The organism is Bdellovibrio sp. SBM16 (assembly GCF_056175625.1).
This window is the reverse complement of the sequence record NZ_JBJKJG010000009.1, coordinates 1-18,272: the sequence shown is the minus strand read 5'-3', so window position 1 is coordinate 18,272 and position 18,272 is coordinate 1. Positions and strand designations below refer to the sequence as shown.

At 43.9% G+C, this 18,272-nt stretch carries 19 protein-coding genes; 7 read left to right on the top strand and 12 right to left on the bottom strand.

What is annotated here, in order from left to right; genetic code table 11:
- Window position 1: 1 nt before the first annotated feature.
- Window positions 2–436 carry a YiiD C-terminal domain-containing protein gene (locus AC04MM_RS10555; RefSeq protein ID WP_475380323.1) on the bottom strand — a complete coding sequence of 145 codons (435 nt, stop codon included), beginning with the start codon at window positions 434–436 and terminating at the stop codon, window positions 2–4.
- A gap of 163 nt (window positions 437–599) precedes the next feature.
- On the opposite strand from AC04MM_RS10555, the gene AC04MM_RS10550 reads away from it, so the two are divergent.
- Window positions 600–1,235 (top strand): YceI family protein, encoded by a 636-nt coding sequence (locus AC04MM_RS10550; RefSeq protein ID WP_475380322.1) that lies wholly within the window; start codon window positions 600–602, stop codon window positions 1,233–1,235.
- A 58-nt stretch (window positions 1,236–1,293) separates the two neighbouring features.
- On the opposite strand, the gene AC04MM_RS10545 is transcribed toward AC04MM_RS10550, so the two are convergent.
- Window positions 1,294–2,133, bottom strand: a complete 840-nt coding sequence (locus AC04MM_RS10545) for a DUF4382 domain-containing protein (protein WP_475380321.1) — start codon at window positions 2,131–2,133, stop codon at window positions 1,294–1,296.
- A gap of 175 nt (window positions 2,134–2,308) precedes the next feature.
- Window positions 2,309–2,503: a hypothetical protein gene (locus AC04MM_RS10540; RefSeq protein ID WP_475380320.1), complete on the bottom strand. Its 195-nt coding sequence runs from the start codon at window positions 2,501–2,503 to the stop codon at window positions 2,309–2,311.
- 63 nt (window positions 2,504–2,566) lie between these two features.
- On the opposite strand from AC04MM_RS10540, the gene AC04MM_RS10535 reads away from it, so the two are divergent.
- Complete coding sequence (locus tag AC04MM_RS10535; protein ID WP_475380319.1) at window positions 2,567–3,082, top strand: GNAT family N-acetyltransferase; 516 nt, start codon at window positions 2,567–2,569, stop codon at window positions 3,080–3,082.
- Window positions 3,082–4,818, top strand: coding sequence for a DNA repair helicase RadD (gene radD / locus AC04MM_RS10530; RefSeq protein ID WP_475380318.1), 1,737 nt, complete (start codon window positions 3,082–3,084; stop codon window positions 4,816–4,818). The genes AC04MM_RS10535 and radD overlap by 1 nt, the downstream gene beginning before the upstream one ends.
- Here the strand turns inward: radD and AC04MM_RS10525 are convergent.
- Window positions 4,815–5,825 (bottom strand): TerC family protein, encoded by a 1,011-nt coding sequence (locus AC04MM_RS10525; protein WP_475380317.1) that lies wholly within the window; start codon window positions 5,823–5,825, stop codon window positions 4,815–4,817. The genes radD and AC04MM_RS10525 overlap by 4 nt on opposite strands.
- A 102-nt stretch (window positions 5,826–5,927) precedes the next feature.
- Between AC04MM_RS10525 and AC04MM_RS10520 the strand changes: the two genes are divergently transcribed.
- Window positions 5,928–6,812 (top strand): LysR family transcriptional regulator, encoded by an 885-nt coding sequence (locus tag AC04MM_RS10520; protein WP_475380316.1) that lies wholly within the window; start codon window positions 5,928–5,930, stop codon window positions 6,810–6,812.
- Here the strand turns inward: AC04MM_RS10520 and AC04MM_RS10515 are convergent.
- Together AC04MM_RS10515 and AC04MM_RS10510 are read right to left on the bottom strand one after the other, a co-directional pair.
- The gene (locus AC04MM_RS10515) at window positions 6,809–7,492 is read right to left on the bottom strand and encodes a LuxR C-terminal-related transcriptional regulator (protein WP_475380315.1); all 684 of its coding nucleotides are present in this window, start codon (window positions 7,490–7,492) and stop codon (window positions 6,809–6,811) included. The two genes, AC04MM_RS10520 and AC04MM_RS10515, sit on opposite strands and share 4 nt — an antisense overlap.
- Before the next feature lie 76 nt (window positions 7,493–7,568).
- The gene (locus AC04MM_RS10510; protein ID WP_475380314.1) at window positions 7,569–9,635 is read right to left on the bottom strand and encodes a sensor histidine kinase; all 2,067 of its coding nucleotides are present in this window, start codon (window positions 9,633–9,635) and stop codon (window positions 7,569–7,571) included.
- Window positions 9,636–9,699: 64 nt separating this feature from the next.
- Between AC04MM_RS10510 and AC04MM_RS10505 the strand changes: the two genes are divergently transcribed.
- Window positions 9,700–11,481: a monovalent cation:proton antiporter-2 (CPA2) family protein gene (locus AC04MM_RS10505; RefSeq protein WP_475380313.1), complete on the top strand. Its 1,782-nt coding sequence runs from the start codon at window positions 9,700–9,702 to the stop codon at window positions 11,479–11,481.
- A gap of 6 nt (window positions 11,482–11,487) precedes the next feature.
- Here the strand turns inward: AC04MM_RS10505 and AC04MM_RS10500 are convergent, their stop codons facing one another.
- Window positions 11,488–12,018, bottom strand: coding sequence for an SRPBCC family protein (locus AC04MM_RS10500; protein WP_475380312.1), 531 nt, complete (start codon window positions 12,016–12,018; stop codon window positions 11,488–11,490).
- 258 nt (window positions 12,019–12,276) lie between these two features.
- Between AC04MM_RS10500 and AC04MM_RS10495 the strand changes: the two genes are divergently transcribed.
- Together AC04MM_RS10495 and AC04MM_RS10490 are read left to right on the top strand one after the other, a co-directional pair.
- On the top strand, window positions 12,277–12,609 hold the full coding sequence (locus AC04MM_RS10495) for a hypothetical protein (protein ID WP_475380311.1): 333 nt from the start codon (window positions 12,277–12,279) through the stop codon (window positions 12,607–12,609).
- Between the two features lie 96 nt (window positions 12,610–12,705).
- Window positions 12,706–13,785: a metallophosphoesterase gene (locus AC04MM_RS10490; protein ID WP_475380310.1), complete on the top strand. Its 1,080-nt coding sequence runs from the start codon at window positions 12,706–12,708 to the stop codon at window positions 13,783–13,785.
- Window positions 13,786–13,794: 9 nt separating this feature from the next.
- On the opposite strand, the gene AC04MM_RS10485 is transcribed toward AC04MM_RS10490, so the two are convergent.
- The 5 genes from AC04MM_RS10485 to AC04MM_RS10465 all read right to left on the bottom strand — a co-directional run bounded on the left by AC04MM_RS10485 (window position 13,795) and on the right by AC04MM_RS10465 (window position 18,104).
- Window positions 13,795–14,604, bottom strand: a complete 810-nt coding sequence (locus tag AC04MM_RS10485) for an alpha/beta hydrolase (protein WP_475380309.1) — start codon at window positions 14,602–14,604, stop codon at window positions 13,795–13,797.
- Window positions 14,605–14,651: 47 nt separating this feature from the next.
- Complete coding sequence (locus tag AC04MM_RS10480) at window positions 14,652–15,527, bottom strand: M14 family metallopeptidase (protein ID WP_475380308.1); 876 nt, start codon at window positions 15,525–15,527, stop codon at window positions 14,652–14,654.
- A gap of 258 nt (window positions 15,528–15,785) precedes the next feature.
- Entirely contained in the window at window positions 15,786–16,109 is a 324-nt protein-coding gene (locus AC04MM_RS10475; protein WP_475380307.1) for a prepilin-type N-terminal cleavage/methylation domain-containing protein, read from the bottom strand.
- A 687-nt stretch (window positions 16,110–16,796) separates the two neighbouring features.
- Window positions 16,797–17,204: a hypothetical protein gene (locus AC04MM_RS10470; RefSeq protein WP_475380306.1), complete on the bottom strand. Its 408-nt coding sequence runs from the start codon at window positions 17,202–17,204 to the stop codon at window positions 16,797–16,799.
- A gap of 111 nt (window positions 17,205–17,315) precedes the next feature.
- On the bottom strand, window positions 17,316–18,104 hold the full coding sequence (locus tag AC04MM_RS10465) for a hypothetical protein (RefSeq protein WP_475380305.1): 789 nt from the start codon (window positions 18,102–18,104) through the stop codon (window positions 17,316–17,318).
- Window positions 18,105–18,272: the final 168 nt, after the last annotated feature.

Sequence of the window (18,272 nt, the reverse complement as noted above, 5' to 3'; positions counted from 1 at the left end):
TTTAGCTCACACCTACAAATTCGCCGGTCATCTCGCAGGCCACCCGGCCATCATCCAGAACGATCTGACTTTTTAGCTCTATACGGGCTTTACCTTTTTTTGTGTAAGCCTCGGTAAATTTTTTGACCTGCTCCGGAGCCGGAGCGCGACATACCGCCCGCAACTTTTGTTCGACCGGGTAAATAAAATTCATTGAGGTATTTTTTAACAGCACATGCCCGGTTTTATGAATAATTTCGAAAAGTTGACAATACGCAGCTAAAACCATCATCGTCGCCAGCGATCCGCCAAAGGCGGTGCCGACATGGTTATGATTCGGGGCCAGATCACATTCAAGTTCGATCTGTTGGGCATCGGCACGCACGACTTTAACCTGCATAAATTTGCTGAGCGGAATTTCCTGGTGAAGTTGGGCTTCCAGAGCTTGGGCATTCATGCGGTTATTATAGCGCTGCGCCAAACGAAAAGCATGGCAAAGCTCTACGCGTCTAAGGTCGGTTTGTTAAACTAGCCATTGTTGGCCTTGTTGAAGAAACATTTGTCGTAAATAAAATTTTAATAATAAGATAAGTAACCATCATTTTAAGGAGAATCACCCCATGAAAAAAATCACACTCGCATTAAGCATCTTAGCTTTGTCTGTAAACGTTTTTGCAGCTGACGCTAAGAAAACCGATAAAAAAGCAGCGGCAGCGGCGGCAACCGAAACTTACAAAGTTGATACCGCGGCCAGCACCATTGAATGGAAAGGCACCAAAAAGCTTGGCAGCTTCCATAACGGTAACGTTAAAGTTCAATCCGGTGAATTTATGGTTGAAAACAACGCCCTTAAATCAGGTAATGTTGTTGCGGATATGAAAACCATCTCGAACATCGATCTTAAAGATGCCGGTAAAAACAAAGATCTGGTCGGCCACCTATCTAGCGAAGATTTTTTCAACGTTACTAAAAACCCAACGGCCACTTTTAAATTAACTTCGGTTACTCCAGGTAAAGGTAAAGACGAAGTCGTCATCAAAGGTGATTTCACCATGATCGGCCAAACGCACCCGATCGAGTTTCCTGCAACTGTAACTTTTGCCAACGGCACGGCTACCGGCAAAGGCACTGTTAAAATCGACCGTACGAAGTGGGGTTTAAAATACAACTCTGGCAACGTATTCAAAGATTTAGCGGCTAACAAAGTTATCAACGACGAATTTGAATTAACGTTAAATATCGTTGCTAAAAAATAGCTTTAAAAACTGATTAAGGGTGAGTAGAGAAATCTGCTCACCCTTTTTTTATTTTCGCTTATCCGACCTGAAAGAACTCTTCTTCGGTTAACAATGGGGGTTCTTGCGATTCATCAATTGGCTCTTCGAAACCAGTTTGTTCGTCGCTGCTATCTATACCATCACTGGTCGCATCAACAGTTGTCGATCCGCTTACAACGTCAGATGACGTATCACTGCCACCCGATGCAGTATCACTCGTGTTGCTGTCATTGCCGTCAGTAATTGGCTGCTCGCTAGCTTCTTCGCTGCTGTCATCATCGCTGTCTTTGCTTGTAACTGTTAAGACTTTAAGAACAGGCTTTAATAAACACTCACCGTTTCCCTTAATAACAACAGATTTTTCCGCATCAAAATCCATAATCATTGAATAGTCTTTGCCTTCTTCAATGACGAAAGGTGCGCTTAAATGAACCTTAATACCTGATTGCTGTCCGCTTGGCGTTTGCATTTCACAACGTTCGTCGTTTTTCTTGATCGCGTGATTATCATCGCCTTTGAGTACCAAACGGATGCCCGTAATTTCGACCCCCTCAGGAAGGCTATAATCTTGCATGGGTAACAACACGCCATTACGCAATGTCAGTAAATCCACTAACCCTAAATTCTGGGCAACGATTATACGACTGCTTTTGCCGCCGTTACTTACCAATAATTCGGCGTGAGCCACATTTACAAAAACGCTTTTTAAATCTTTCGATGGAGCATCTGTCATACTCACACGCAAGTTATCCGTTTTTTCCTGTGGGTAACTACTTAAATAAGCATTACCTGATGTATCTATAGAACCTTGTCTTGAACACGCCACCACCGCGGCAGCTGTTGAAATGACCATTATCATCCGTAAATGATTTTTCATACCCGACCTCCTGTCGATCATTAACTTGATTAAAGAATAACAATGGTCAGAAAAAAAATCTAATTTTTGCAATTAAGTGAATATTAATGAGAAGACGGGAAATATCGTAAAAAAATTATCCCAGTAAATAGATAGATCTTAGACAGTCTCTCCGGAGATTCGCATTTTGAGATACTTAGTGTTCACCTGAAGCTTCGTGCATTTTCTTTAATACGATAGCAATAGTTTTAGGTTCAACACCCGCTTTTTTCATCAAAGACTGAGCCTTGCCGAAGTCGTCAGTATCTATAGCCTCCATAAAAGCATCTACTTTATTTATTTCTGCCATTTTTTCCAGAACTAATGTGCCTTCGAAGTCTTTTTCGTCCATGATTTACCTCTGCTTCTAAAAAGGTATTTGAATTAACTGTAAAGTTCAAATATTTTGAAAGCCATGAATATCCAGCCTACGCTATTAAGCGAGCTTTTAGAAGTTAGACCTCTTACCCCTGAAGATTATACAGATCTTTTAAAAGCGGCGTCTGATCCGTTGATCTGGGAACAGCACCCGCAATCTGACCGCTGGAAACCCGAAGTGTTCGAAAAGTTTTTTGCCGAAGCCATTCAATCCGGTGGCGGCATGGCAATCGTTGAGCGTAAAACCGCAAAACTTATCGGTTCGACCCGTTTTTACGATTACGACAAAAACAAATCGACGATCACCATCGGCTATACTTTTATCGCTCGACCGTACTGGGGCGGAATCTATAACCGTGATTTAAAAAAATTAGTGATTAATTATTCACTACAGTTTGTAAAGGCCTGCCTGTTTCAGGTCGGACTTAACAACCGGCGCTCACAAAAGGCGATGGAAAAAATCGGCGCGATAAATACCGGCATTGAAGAAGTCAGCATTTCATACGGACCGCCGAAAAAATCTTACATCTATAAAATCGAAAAACCTTTATAATGTACAAACTGCGCGATTACCAACAACAGGCTGTTAATAACACGATTAAGTTTTTTCAGAAAAAACGTGTGCCGGCTGTTATCGTGCTTCCGACTGGTGCCGGTAAAAGTTTAGTGATCGCCGAACTTGCCCGGATTGCCAAAGGGCGCGTGCTGGTCCTTGCGCACGTAAAAGAACTGGTCGAGCAAAACTACGAAAAATACAAAAGTTACGGTTTAGAGGCCGGCATTTTTTCGGCCAGCTTAGGCAAAAAAGACTGGGATCAGAAAGCCATCTTCGGTAGCGTTCAGTCAGTGGCGCGTGCGCCAAAGGCCTTCTTCGAAAATTTCTCGCTGGTGGTGATCGACGAATGTCACCGGGTGGCGGAAGAGGGTTCTACCCAGTACCAGGATGTCATCACCAAACTAAAAGAAAAAAATCCAGAAATCTGCATCTTGGGCTTAACCGCCACCCCGTACCGCATGGGTTTAGGCTGGATCTATGAATACTCAAATTTAGGCGAACTTAAAACCGAGCAGCCAAGATTTTTTAAACAGTGTGTGTATGAGTTACCACTGTCATACATGATTAAAAATCAGTTTTTAACCCCACCGGTAAAAGTTGATATTCCGGTCACTTGCTATGATTTCTCAGAACTTACCGACCGTAACCGCTCCTACACCATGGCTGAAGTTGAAGAGATCATCAAAAGCCAAAAGCGCCTAACACCGCTGATTATAAAAAACATTATTGATATTACCGAGCGCTACCACCGCAAAGGTGTGATGATTTTTGCCAGCACCATTAAACATGCTGAAGAAATCATGTCGCATTTACCCGAAGGCGATGCCCGTATCGTCATCGGAGATACCGACATCAAAGAACGTGATGCCATTGTCGAAGATTTTAAAAAGAAAAAATTTAAATACCTGGTTAACGTTTCGGTATTAACCACCGGCTTTGATGCACCTCACGTTGACGTGATTGCTATCATGCGCCCGACCGAATCAAACAGCTTATACCAACAGATCGTCGGCCGCGGCCTGCGCCTATCACCAGAAAAAAAAGATTGTTATATCCTGGATTATGCCGGCATGGGACACGATATTTTCACGCCAGAAATCAGCGACCGCAGGCCAGCCAAAGACTCTGTGCCGGTGCAGGTGCCCTGCCCGGTGTGCGAACACGTGAACGATTTCTGGGGCTATGCCGATGAAGACGGTGTTGTCTACGAACACTTTGGCCGTAAATGCCGGGGCGCCAAACAGCACCCGACAACGTTTGAGATTGTACCGTGCGGTTACAGATTCAGATCGAAGATCTGTCATTCATGTGGGCAAGAAAACGATATTACCGCCAAAGCCTGCGAAAACTGCAAAGCGGTCCTGATTGATGCCGATGCCAAATTAAAACAGGCAAGGCTTTCAAAAAACGCACATGTGATGACGCCTGATAAAGTTGTTTTTGATGAGCGTAAAGACAAAAATGGCAACCCCTACCTTGAGATCCGCTATTACGATTTAGATGGCCAGTACATCAGCGAAGCGCATTTTTTCAATAATCCGACGGCGATTAAAAAATTTAATATTAATTTTTTACGTTCACATTTACGCCGGCCAGAACTTGCGGTCGAGCTCGATCACCCGAGCCAGGCCGTTAAATACCAGGTCCTGTTTAGACGACCATCCTTTATCATCGCCAGAAAACAGGACAAGTACTGGAAAATTACCGAAAAGATTTTTGCCGAAGAGCTTTAGCTCGCTTTTTCTTTTTTATCGCCAAGCACTAACGAAGCCACGACCGAGCCGCCGATTAAGACGGCGATAATACCCAGTGACCACGTGATCGGGAATTTGCCACCGAAAACGTTGTTTAACCACGTCATTTTAAGACCGACGAAAATAAGTACTGCTGCTAAGCCGTACTTAATATATGCGAATTTATCCATCACCCCGGCCAACATAAAGTACATCGAACGTAAGCCCATGATGGCAAAAATGTTTGATGTAAATACGATTAACGGCTCTTTGGTTAAAGCAAAAATCGCAGGTACAGAATCGATAGCAAAGATAATGTCACTCATTTCAAGGAAGACTAGAGCCAAGAAGAGAGGGGTAACATACGTAAGACCATTTTTATTTAAGAAAAATTTCGGACCCTCAATAGCCGGATGGACACGAAAAATTTTCTTTAACTGGCGAACAATAAAATTGTTCTCCAAATCCTGCTCGTCTGTACCTGCGAAAAACATTTTAATACCGGTAAGAATCAATAGACCGCCGAAGAAATACATCACCCAGTGGTACTGCATTAACACCGAACCCATTGCGATAAAAATCGCACGGAACACTAACGCACCTAAAATACCCCAGAATAAAACACGGTGCTGATATATTTTAGGTATACCGAAGTAGGCAAACACTACCGCAAAGACAAAAATATTATCGATCGCCAAAGACTTTTCGATCACGAAACCTGTTAAAAACTCTAGGGCTGACGTCTTCGCCTGTTCGGCAGCGTCAAACCCCGGAATCGCCAGGAATCTGGCATCGGTCGAAAACAGGTGCTTGGCGTAATAATAAAATACTACATTAAACACCAGGGCTAAACTGATCCACACCGCGGTCCAGGCTGCAGATTCTTTAAAACTGACAACATGAGATTTTTTATGAAATACACCCAGATCCAGTGCCAGCATCGCTAACACAAATAAGGTAAACCCGGCATAGAACCACCAATAATCAGCAAATGGAAACAGAATCACAACATACTCCTTGTGGGTTCTTTTATATATCGGTGATTTCATTGCATCACTCAAATAGATAAAAACCTTGTTTAGTATCGCTTTTAGCGATATATAAAGTCAATGAACCCCTGGTTAAATTATCATCATCTATTTTATTTTAAAGTGATTGCCGAAGAGGGCACCGTTTCAAAAGCCGCAGAAAAGCTGCGCATCGGCCAACCGACCTTATCGGCGCAGCTTAAACAATTTGAAGATGCCTTAGGGGTGCAGCTGTTTGAGCGCCAGCATAAAAAGCTGATCTTAACCGAATACGGTAAAGTCGCTTTAGATTACGCCAAGAATATTTTTCGCCTCGGTTCAGAAATGTACGAAGTTCTGCATGACCGCTTTAAACCCTTAAAACCTTCGCTGCATTTAGGGGCGCTCGACGGCGTGCCTAAGCACATCGTCACCCAGCTGACCAAGCAGGCATTAAAGATTTCTCCCTGCCAGATCACCCTTTCGGAAGGGCGCTTTGATGAACTTCACCGCGAACTTACGGCCCACCGCATGGATTTAATCGTTACTAACTTTATGCCCAGTGGTATCAGCGCCAAGGGGCTTTACCCGAAAGCTATCGCTAAAAAAAATGTCGGCTTCTATGCCGCACCCAAGTTCAAACATCTAAAAAAAGATTTTCCCCGATCTGTTTCCGGCGCACCGTTGATTCTTCCGACTTACGACAGTAAATTACGCCAGGATCTGGATCACTGGGCCAAGCTAAATCAGATTGATATGAATATCACTGTTGAAACCCAGGATATTTCAGTACAGAAGTTACTGGCCAGCAACGAAATCGGTCTGCTTCCGGCTGTGTCAAATTCACTGAAAGAACTCGTTTCGACCGGAGAGTTGATCGAAATCGGTCAGCTAAAAGGTGTGCATGAAGAATTATTCTTGGTGACGGCACAACGTAAGATCGAAAATCCGATCGTCGCTAAACTTAAAGATTCTTTTTCGGTTTAAACTAAGCCCCGGCGTGTGGCTTCGCGGATTAATTCGACGCGGTTAGAGACATGCATTTTCTGATAAATAATTTTAACATAACCAGAAACGGTCTGTGCGCTTAGTTTCATTTCTGTAGCTACTTCACTCACCGTAAGGCCGCGGGCAATCAATACCAGTGTTTCATGCTCACGCGGACTTAACTTTACGTCGTTTGCCGTTGGCGCATTAGTGTCTTTAAAGTGTTGTTGCAGCAGACGGCGGGCGATCGCCGGCGACAATGGCGGATTATCGTTTTTAATTTGCCGTAACAAATCAACCAACTGATTTTCATCGTCTGATTTCAGTAAATAGCCAAAAGCACCGGCAGCTAAAGCTTTAAAAAGAAAACCATCGTCATCATAAATTGTCGCGACCACTGATGGCACATCAGAATATTTTTCTTTTACAGCTCGGATAACATCAACGCCCGAGCCGTCAGGCAAACCTAAATCCACGATACAAAGCCCTAGCGGTTTTTCTTTAAAAGTGGCCGGGTTATTAATGAACGACAACGCCGATTTTAAATCCAGAGCATGCAAGGTCACAATCCCCGGAAACGCCATAGTAACAATTTTATTTAAGTAACTCGACGTCGCGATTTGGTCTTCAACGATGAGACAGGATTTACCGTTCATAAAATCTATTTCAACAAACTTCACCGAGCTTGTCGAGTTTAGGACAATCTTTATTTACTTTTGAGATAAAATACCCCCCTATTTAAGGGGGCAAAATTACTCAAGTGAGAGGCAAGATGATCTCGACTGATGCATTTGGCTGGTTTTTTAAAGCCAGAGTTCCCCGTAAATCTTTAATTCTTTTATGCAGACCCGTAAGACCAAATCCAAATTGACCACGCAGAACATTATCTGAAAAACCCTGGCCATCATCAGAAATACTGAGTTCGATTTGTTCATGGTTCAAAGATATGCGCACCGTGAGTTTTTTTGCCAGCGAATGTTTAATCGCATTACTTACAATTTCACGAATCGCCGAGCCAATGGTTTTATGTAAACGGTAATCTATGGTTGGATCGGAATTTTCTGTTTCATTAAATTGCCAATCTAAGTCTATACCCACCGCTTGCAAACGTTTCTGACTTTCACTTCGCAAATCGGCAAGCAGTGTTGATAACGGCACCCGCTCGCCGGCAATACCTTTAATGATGGTACGAATATCCGTCATCGCCCCTTGAATCGTCGAGCGTAAATCTGAATTCTCCCCGTGCAAACCCGTTAACAGACGTGCTCCGACATCGTCATGCAAATCCTGGGCAATGCGCATACGCTCTTCGCTCACTCCACGGTCATAGGCCTGACGGCTGCTTTCGGCTTCTTCGATAAATCTAACCACTTGTCTTGCAGTTTGCACTGCGCGCGGACTAAAAAGCGCACGTCCCGACCACGGATACGCCAAACGCAGCGATGGAATGTCGGCAATCGGCGGCAGGATAAGCACCACACCTTCATCTTCGATTTCGACATCATGACAATTATGGTCGTGCGTTTTCATTTCTAATGGTTCAAAAAGACGGTTCAGCAAGCTCTCCCATCTCTGTAAACGCTGGCTCGCCGTCGGAGCCAGCGCCACACGTAGGGCTTCGCCTAAAAGCTCGTGTGAGGGCAATTCTTTTTTGCGGCTAAATATACGCCAAAAAAAATCACGTAACGGCAAGTAACAAATGCCGACAAAAACTAAAGCTATTCCCAATGCCGGAAACCGATCGATCCCAAGCACAAACACCAGCGCCACATCAAGTGCTACAAAAATCACAGTGCCGGCTACATAGAATAAAAAACCGTAAGCCCAGTCACCAACTTCAAATAAGCGAAACTGTTTAATTCCAAGGGCTATCCCCAGATAAATAATCAAAAATGAAAGAAACGCCCAGCCCTGCTCTAACGGCGTTGTACCCAAAACCAACGGCAGAGTATTAAAGGCGACAAAAAATCCGGCGCCTAACACGACTGATAAACCTAACCAGAGCAGAATCGCCCGCGCCTTCGGATCATGCTTGGTGATAACGTACTGTACTGCAATAAGCCCGCAGATTCCCAGCATCATGATAACGATGGCCAGATTTAAATGCAGAACTTCCGGTAGGGTTTGCGTGCAGTAGCCAAAGACACTGCCCATGAATACGAACGTTCCGGCGACGATCCATTTTTTAGCATGTTTAATTGCATGCGGGTAAATTAAAAACAAGGCGTACATCGCGCATGCAAAGATGCCGGCACCAATGGCATTAGCATACGAAAGAGGCCGAAAAATTTCTGCCGGTAAGGCCAGAGCTCTGCTCGTATACACCGCCGAAGTCAGTGCTGACATGGCCAGACCGAAACCGCTTAAAAAAAACAGCTGAGTCGTCAGAGTTTTTGGTTTAAGCACCCAGATCCAGCCAGAAATATACAAAGCGCCCAGTGCGACGATAACCTGAATCCAAAAAAGCGCCGGCAAATCTGCCAATTCTTTTTTAACAGCACTGACGTCGGTCGTTGTATCAGCTCGAGTGACAGTTATCCGGCCCGAATTTAAGATTGCCGTGATCTGACTCTGTCTTGCCATAAAGGTGTTATATTCCTGATATTTCGGAAATTCACCGGGCTCTGGGGTAAAATCAATTTCTTCCAGCACAATTTCACCGGCGGCTGACTTAAGCGTCATTCCTGGTGCGAAACTCACATCGTAGCGCTTTTCATAGCATAGCGCTGTAAAAGCCAGATAAGTTAAAAAAAAACCGGATAGTAAAATAAAAAAGTAGCGTACTGACGGAACTGAAAAAAATGGAGCTCGTGTGACTGGCATGAATAAATAGTATTACTTTAAATTTCTGCTGTGCAAGTAAAGTATTTCTTTCTATACTACCCGCATGGATTTATTAACTCCCGCCCTTATTTACCTTTCGCTGTCTGCATTGTTGGTTCCGATCTTTCACAAACTTGGACTTGGCTCTGTGCTTGGCTATTTAACCGCAGGCTTTATTATTGGGCCGCATGCACTCGGCGTCGTAAAAGACGTAAACAGCGTGTCAGCATTTGCGGAATTTGGCGTGGTCTTTCTGTTATTTATTATCGGTCTAGAACTACAGCCTAAAAAACTATGGAGCATGCGTAAAGACTTGGTTGGCTTTGGCGGATTGCAAATCTTAGCCTGTACCTTGGGTCTGGGTATAATTGCCAAGTTCTTTAATTTTTCGTGGTCGCAGGCGATGGTGATCGGTTTTGCTTTATCCCTTTCATCAACGGCCTTTGCCATGCAGACGCTGATCGAACGTAAACAGCTGCAAACCGAACCAGGGCAAAAAGCTTTTGCGATATTACTTATGCAGGACATTGTCGCAATTCCGGCACTGGCTTTGATTCCGCTGTTAGGAACTGTGGCTGCTGATTCTGGCCTTAACCGCTGGACAGCACTGTGGTTTTTGGCCACAGTTATCGTTTTAATTTTAATCAGCCGCTACTTAACCCGCCCGCTTTTACGCGTGGTCGCATCAATCCGTAACCGCGAAATTTTTACGGCAATTACCTTAACCATTGTGCTGGGCGTATCACTGTGGATGCATCACTTAGGACTTTCAATGGGCCTTGGTGCATTTTTAGCCGGCGTTCTACTGGCCGATTCTGAATATCGTCACGAATTAGAAGCCGATCTTGAACCGTTTAAGGGTTTACTGATGGGTTTATTTTTTATCTCGGTCGGCATGGCGGTAAATATTTCTCTCCTGATTGCCTCACCGCTATTGATTCTGGCCCTGACCGCTCTTTATCAGGTGGTTAAGGGATTACTTACCTTAGCTGCAGCCCGCGTTATGGGATTAGAATCACACTCTGCAAAATGCATGAGTTTAACTATCACTCAGGGCGGTGAGTTTGCTTTTGTTATTTTTGCCTCGACGTTAAAAGTTGAATTGCTGCCGGCCGCTACAACCGAGATGCTGGTGCTCATTGTAACGCTATCGATGGTCGCAAGCCCGATTGCCCTCGCGTTTAACGAAAAGATTCTGGCAGGCCTGTACAACCGCAAAAAGAAAGACATTCAGTTTGATGACATCGAAAGTAAAAGCAACCACGTCATCATCGCAGGTTATGGCCGCTTCGGACAGATCAGCGGCCGTATTCTACGCTCGTTGGGTATTTCGTTTACCGCTTTAGAATTAGATCCGTCTCAGATCGAATTACTGCGCAAGTTCGGCAATAAAGTTTATTATGGCGATGCCTCACGCATAGATATGCTGGAAAAAGCCGGCGCGGCAGATGCCAAGCTGCTAATTCTGGCCATTGACGATGCCGAAGCCAGTCTTGCGACCGCGAAGGTTATTACCGAACACTTTCCAAAACTTAAAGTTCTGGCCCGCGCCAGAAACCGCGATCATGCTTTTAAACTGCGTGATCTGGGGATCACCTTTATCAAACGAGAAACTTTCGATTCGGCACTGGATTTATCAAAAGAAATGCTGGTCGAACTTGGCTATAAGCGCGAACATGCCAGCCGCCTGACCGAAAGATTTAAATTGCATGACGAGAGTATGTTGATTGAACAACATCTCGTTAAGCATGACGAAAAACAAATGATCAGTGTTTCCCGCCAGGGTGCGGAACAACTAACCCAGGTTTTAAACGACGATATTGCGCTCGAAAAAAATGGGGTCTAGATCCTGTCACTGTTGTTCAACAATATTTTCTAATTTATCTATCGATGATGACCAGCCAGACACGCAGTCATCATGCATCTCTTTCGGTATGCCTTCATGTTTAATCTGAATTTCAGATGCACCTTCGCCCAAACTTCTGAATTTAATAGTTAAACGACAAGCCTCTGGCCAGTCGCCGGGCATGGCGATATCTTTAGCCCGAATAATGTTTCCGGATGCATCCATAAAAGAATCCGTTGTTACAAGTCGCTGATTTTTTTCAATAACTTCATAAGTGCCGCCACTGTAAATAATTTTTCCATCTGGTCCTTTCATGGCGAGTAAACTTTTTCCGCCCACACGCACATCCATTTTGGCTTGTGGGCACGAATAGGTTTCTGGCCCCCACCACTCCTTGATGATTTGTGGCGTCGTCCAGGCTTGCCACAACCTTTCAACCGGCGCGTTAAATTCGCGGGTTAGTTCGACTACCGGGTATTTCGCTACATCAAAAAACTGTTTTGTTGCTTGTGTGGCTTGCGTTGATTGCTGATCCATATTTAATCCCTTCTTATTTAGAGCCCATTCAAATCAGCAAAATAAATACCTGGACCTTGACGGTTTTAAATTCAGACTCAGCTTTAAGTTAAAGAAGGGAGGACTGTTTATGAAAAATTTAAATAGCCCCGACTACATGCAAGTTTTTCAAGACATTGCACCACCATAAAATTCAGCGTCGTCTATTAGGTCATAGTTCTAGCTCATCGTTCAACTTAAGATTCATGCAACACAAGCACATGAAAAGGATACTGTATTATGGAAATGAAATTTCAAGGGTTTCACCCGTCTGATTTTACTCTTAACTATCTCGAAGAAAAAATGACAACTTTACAAGAAGAGGCTCCGCACGGCGCCCGTATGGAGGCTAGGTTCTCCCGTCGTGACCGCGCTTTCAAAGCCGTCGTTACTATTTTTTCACCGGCCGGAAAATTTTTTGCCGTGGCCAGCGGAAAAAAACTGCGTGAGGTCACCCAAAAAATCAATCATCAGTTACACAAACAATTAGATAAATGGAAAAAACGCGCGCACCGAAAAGAACGGCTTCGAAATGTCCAGGATATTAACGAAGACTTTTTCGGCATCGCCTAGTCTAGACTAGTTCTGCCTAAAGCGCGTCTGTTCAAACATCCCCCGTTTGCGCAGACGCGCTTTTTTATGTTGTAATAGGTCTTGAGAGGTACTGCTTTGCGACGTTACATACTTCCGTTATTAATTATCACGGCTCTACTTGGCCTGATCAATTGGTTCATCTATACGATGGCTGCGCAGAGTTTTGCGCAACCACCGCTGTTGTTAGCCGCGTTGATAGGTGCTGGCGTAGCTTTGATGCCGCTGGCGATGATTATTACTATGACGTCCATGCGTAAGCGGTTAAAGATTATTACTCTGGCCGGCTATGTCTGGATGGGCGTTTTTACCATTGCGTTTTTCTTTGCCTGTGTGCAATTAATTTTTTCTCTTTTCTCGCTGCCCGTGCATTCAAGCTGGATCTTATGGGCCACTTTAATCATTTCACTTTGGTCGTTACGCATTACTTTTACCGGCCCGAAAATTATTACCCATAAGATGCAGGGGCCGGAATCTTTGCGCGGTTTAAGACTATTACAAATCTCTGATCTGCATGTCGGTATGCCGTTATTACGTGAGCGGTGGTTACAAAAAAAAGTTGTCGATCGTCTGCACTCGGCAAAACCGGATCTGGTTGTGGTGACCGGTGATTTAACGGATGCCCCGTTTGAAGAAGCCTCACCGCTGTTAAACCCGCTGGCGCAGATCGTGGTTCCGAAATTTTATGTGACCGGTAATCACGAATATATCCGTGGTGGCGACTGGGAGCAGCGCTTACGCGAGCTCGGCTTTCATGCCTTACACAACTCGCACGAAGTCATTCACCGTGAAGGCGCAAGTTTACTCATTGCCGGTGTGCCTGACCGGCAGGTCAGAGGCTTTCACCGAAGCTTAGAATCAAATCCTGATCAGGCACTAACGACTGATCGGCTAGTTGATTATAAAATTTTACTCGCCCATCAGCCCGGAAGTGTCTTTGATCTTAAAAACCAGAAGTGTGATTTAATACTTTCTGGCCATACCCACGGCGGCCAGATTTTTCCGTTTGGTTTATTTGCAAGACTGGCTAATCCGGTCGTTACCGGATTTAAAACCATCAAAGGGATCAAGGTCTTTGCCCATCAGGGCACCGGCTACTGGGGACCGCCGATGCGCTGGTTTACCCGCTGTGAAATCGTTGTTTTTGAATGGATGTAGAGTTTTTTCTCAGTTTGAAATTTGTCTGACAAAGTTTATAACGGTATCCCAATAGCGCGGGTAATCTGATAAATTATTATGGCTGCCACCGTCGATCGAGATAAAATCCGAGGTCGCTTTTTGCGAGTGTAGTTCTTTTCCTTGCGAATACGGCACTACATTATCATTCGTGCCATGCAGGATTAAAACCGGCACATTCACTTGGCGCAGATTTATTTCATTATCCAGGTTATAGCGCACCAAAAACGATGGCACGTACGGAAACACCACTTTCGCCATGGCTTTCATGCTGGTGTACGGTGTCTCTAAAATAAGAGCACGCACTTCAGGCTTCGCGGCCAAGTGTGAAGCCACGGCTGAACCAAGGCTTCGCCCATAAACGATCAACGGCAAATTCCCGTCTGTACTTTTCAGCAATTCAGCAAAAGCGGCCTCTCCGCTTCTATACATGGCCTGCTCTGTGCTCGGCAATGCACCGGTTGATTTTCCGTAGCCTGGGTAATCCACGATTAACACATCGACATTAAGTTTTTTGACAAGCTCAACGGCAACCTGCCCCCAGGTATCCAAGGCCCCACCGTTTCCGTGAAAATAAAGTACCCTCGCCTTAGGATTTGACGCTTTAAAAAGTAAGGTGTGCAGAATCTCGCCGTCGTAGGCAATAAATTTTTCCTGGTGTGGAATGGCGAACTTAAAAACTAAGTTCGTTGCAAGTTTAGTAGGATAAAACAACAGCTTTGCCTGAAAAAAATAAAGCAGAGCCACCGCAACAACGACTAAAAAAACTAAAATTCGCAGCGCTATCAACAAGACCGTCATTACTTAAACTCCTAATCGTGCAGGCCTTTTCATTCAAATCCCCGCTACTACGTTTCTTTTAACACAAAATCTAAGCCGGCTTTAACTGCAACAACTTGCGCCTCAATGCAGATCTGAGCCGTCACTCTCGGGCTATCCGGATAAACTTCTGTGGTAGTTACATATTTCGGGCTAAATGCGCCCGCACATAAAAAGATTTTTTTTACCGGATAATTGATAACCCCGTGTTGAACTAACTTATCACCCAATAACTCGCCTTTATCGTCTGGCAGCGCAATATGGGTTACTTTGCTGACCGCCTCGATCACCGCTTTTTGAAAGGCCGGCTGCGGATTGTCGCTATCGCCGACTAAATAAAAACCATCCGGAATCGGCGAAAACGGAATCACTTGCCCGTCGCGCTGTTCAAGGGCGGGTCGAAATACCGTGTTATCGGTGTCGGTGGTTTCGTGAAGATCAAAATGGATATACGGATTTAATCCAGCAGTCGCTTGCAAAAACAGAGCACACTCTTCAGATGGACTGTCCGCACGAAATGAACGGTTAGGATCTACAGCTTTGGGATTCCAGCGGTTTATCGTTTCATAAGACCACGGGCTGATGCATGGCGCACAGACAAAGTTAAATTTATGCTCGTAGTTTTTAGCTGCGGATTTAAAAAAAGCAATCGCCCCCTGCACTCCACTGGTTTCATAACCGTGTACGCCGCCGGTAATTAAAACAGTTTTTTTATCCGGAAGAAAATTCTTCGAGCGAATAATATAAAGCGGGTAACGCTGTGGATTTTCTGATAGAGCACCATATTGAGTGACGTCATAATCAGCCTGTAACTGTTGAATACGGCTGACCACTTCGTCTTGATACGAGCGTTTAAGAGTTTGTTTTTTGTACCAGTTATCTTTGTCCGCCTGTTGCCATGCCATATACACCATTCCCACAGTTTACGTTCAGTAAACAAAAGCAAAAATCAATGCCGAAAAAAAATTAAATTTTTGTCTAAAAAAACATTGAACCTTTTCAATAACTTAACAAGTCTCGAACTGAGAATAAACCGAAATCTCAAAATAGTCAGTTAAGCTCCTGTCATTTTCTCTGGAGGTATGGAAGGTGCCGTCTTTTTTCAAACGTAGTCGACTTTGTTACAAGTCCCTACAAAACAACGAGCATAAAGCTCAACGTGCTCACCAAATGGCACAAAGAAAGAAGGACAGCGCATGAAACATATTCCACACAACAAGTAAAAATCTACTGCGGAATTGATTTTCATAAAAATAATTCAGTTTTATATGCCATAACATATTTAAAGCTGTGCGCCAAAAATCTATCGAATGCGCACGTTCGACCGAAGCCAAATGCATACTATCTAAATCCATCATGACTGTTATCTTTTTTTCTTGCTGTCTGGACTGTACAAGCTCTGTTGAAACAACAAACCCTACGATACTACTGATTCCCAGAGCAATCAAAAGTTCAAATAATGTAAGGCCTTGATTGTTTTTTAGCATAGTAGATTCTTTAATTTGGTAATCATATTTGCACCGTTTATATTGTTACCTATTGATTGCATATCATCGATTGAGTTCCTTTTTTCCAATAAGCTCCCGACAAAGTAGGAGAATTGGATACACAAGACCAGTCCGACGCTGGCGGCGGACAACCGCACACGGGCCGCGCCTATTGGAGGGGATGTACTCTGTTTCCTCTGGCGCCGGCTGACTAGGTGTTGAGGGTGTCGGGTTACTTGCAATGGGCGGATTTGTTGGGGGATTGTTGGTAATCGGCGGTATTACTGGTGGAGATGTCGGTGTAGGAGCGTTTTGGTAAGCAATATTTGGCGTGTAGGCAAAATAAGTAAATGCATTGGCTCGATTTTTACATTGGTGTGTAACATTTGCGGCTCCTGCCCATCGCAGTTCGGAAATAATTCGAATGGCGTCGGATGGTGGAATGGGCTTGGGCCTGCGTAAACACAGTGCAGTCCACAAATCTACCAATAGGTGAACAGCTCGTACTTAAATTTTTATCATTAATCTGTGAAATGTAAGTTCCAGGGCCGTAGCCTGGTGGCAAGTCGCCACATTTTATTCTTCCATTGCTATCAAATCCTAAAAATAACGGGGATGTTTCGCTGCAAAGAATTTTACTGGCACTTAGAACATTTTCAGGAACCATAAAAGTAATCTGAACGTCTTTCATGGCCATGCGTCCTGAATAATATAACTTGGCATTGAACGTATTAGTGCTATCCGTATTAAAAGTAATGTCTTTAAGTGATAAAGAACAACTTTGAATGGGGGGGGGCATAATTTTTTTGTATTATTGTCTGCAATGGCTTGAAAAGATTGTTGGAAGCTGGATGCAAGTCTGCATTGACTGATATCTTTATTAGGACAATCGTAGCTTTGGGTATTTTGTAATAAAACTTTAAGCTGCGCCACCGTTAATGTGATGGCCGATGTTAAGCGAGCTTTTTGAATCAATTTCGTTTGTGCCTCCCCGCCATTCATCATAATGGCAAAAGCACCCGAAATAATAACTCCGGAAATCAGCAAAACATTTAAAATAGAACCTGATTGGTTTTTAACAATTTTAAAAAACAAGCGAGTCCGCCTCTCACTTTAAATTATCGGGAGTAAATCAATTTAGGTATATTGATCTAAGGGATTTTCCGTTCTCTGTCTTGAATGAGCGATTACATTTAGAGTGGAAAATTAAGGATGATACGCGTGTGCATCGTTCAGAGATTCACTTCCAAATAAATTTAACTGGTTTCCGGTGATCACGTTAGCAAGTGAAGTTAAAATATTAGATTTGGATTCAACGGCCCAATACATCACACAATTCGAATTAACAGTGTGATGTGCGTGGCTTTGGTCTTCGTGATTGGCCGCCATTGGAAGACCTAGATTAACTAATCCGATGGCGTGGCCAACTTCATGGACAACTGTAGCCTGTTCGATGTAACGCTGGCTGACGGGATCTCCTCCTACTGAAGTTACGACATCTTTGAAAACAAAGACAAAAGGGTATCCAGTAAAATGAACTCCCAGAATATTTGAATTGCCTTGGTAAAGGCCTTTAACAAAAATCACAGTGACCTTGATTTGAGATGAGCTTGAAGATTGTAAATATGTTTGCCCAAGGCTTATAAGCTGCTGGCCACTCCAGGAACTTTGATTTTGTGACCCAATGAAAGTCATTTGCGCTATGGTTGACGGTACTGTTATAGTTCGCCCCGTGTGCGTGCTAAAAAGAGAAGTAAAACTGGATTTTGTGATGTCCCACGTTTGGTTTCCGGTTAATCCAAGATTGCCCGTATATGGTTCCGCTCCGGTTTCATAAAATACTTGGACTGAGAAATCAGTTACCGTATTTGAAAAAACAGAACTCACGAATGCAAGTTGCGTGGCCTCGCCGACATTTGACGATGATGTCGTTTTGCCGCAACCGTAGCCAAGCGCAATGGCGATTGGAAAGAGAAGAAATAATCTCCATTTCATAGAAAATGTATCGGTATTTTTTGAAATTTTCTGTATTTTGTCTCAAGATGGAACGCTTAAAGAGTCTCTCATTTTTGAGAGACTCTCTCAAAAATGTGGAAACACTTTGGCCCTGACCTGCTCCCAAGTGTTGATCCAAATACTAAGAGACGTATTTAAAATCAATAA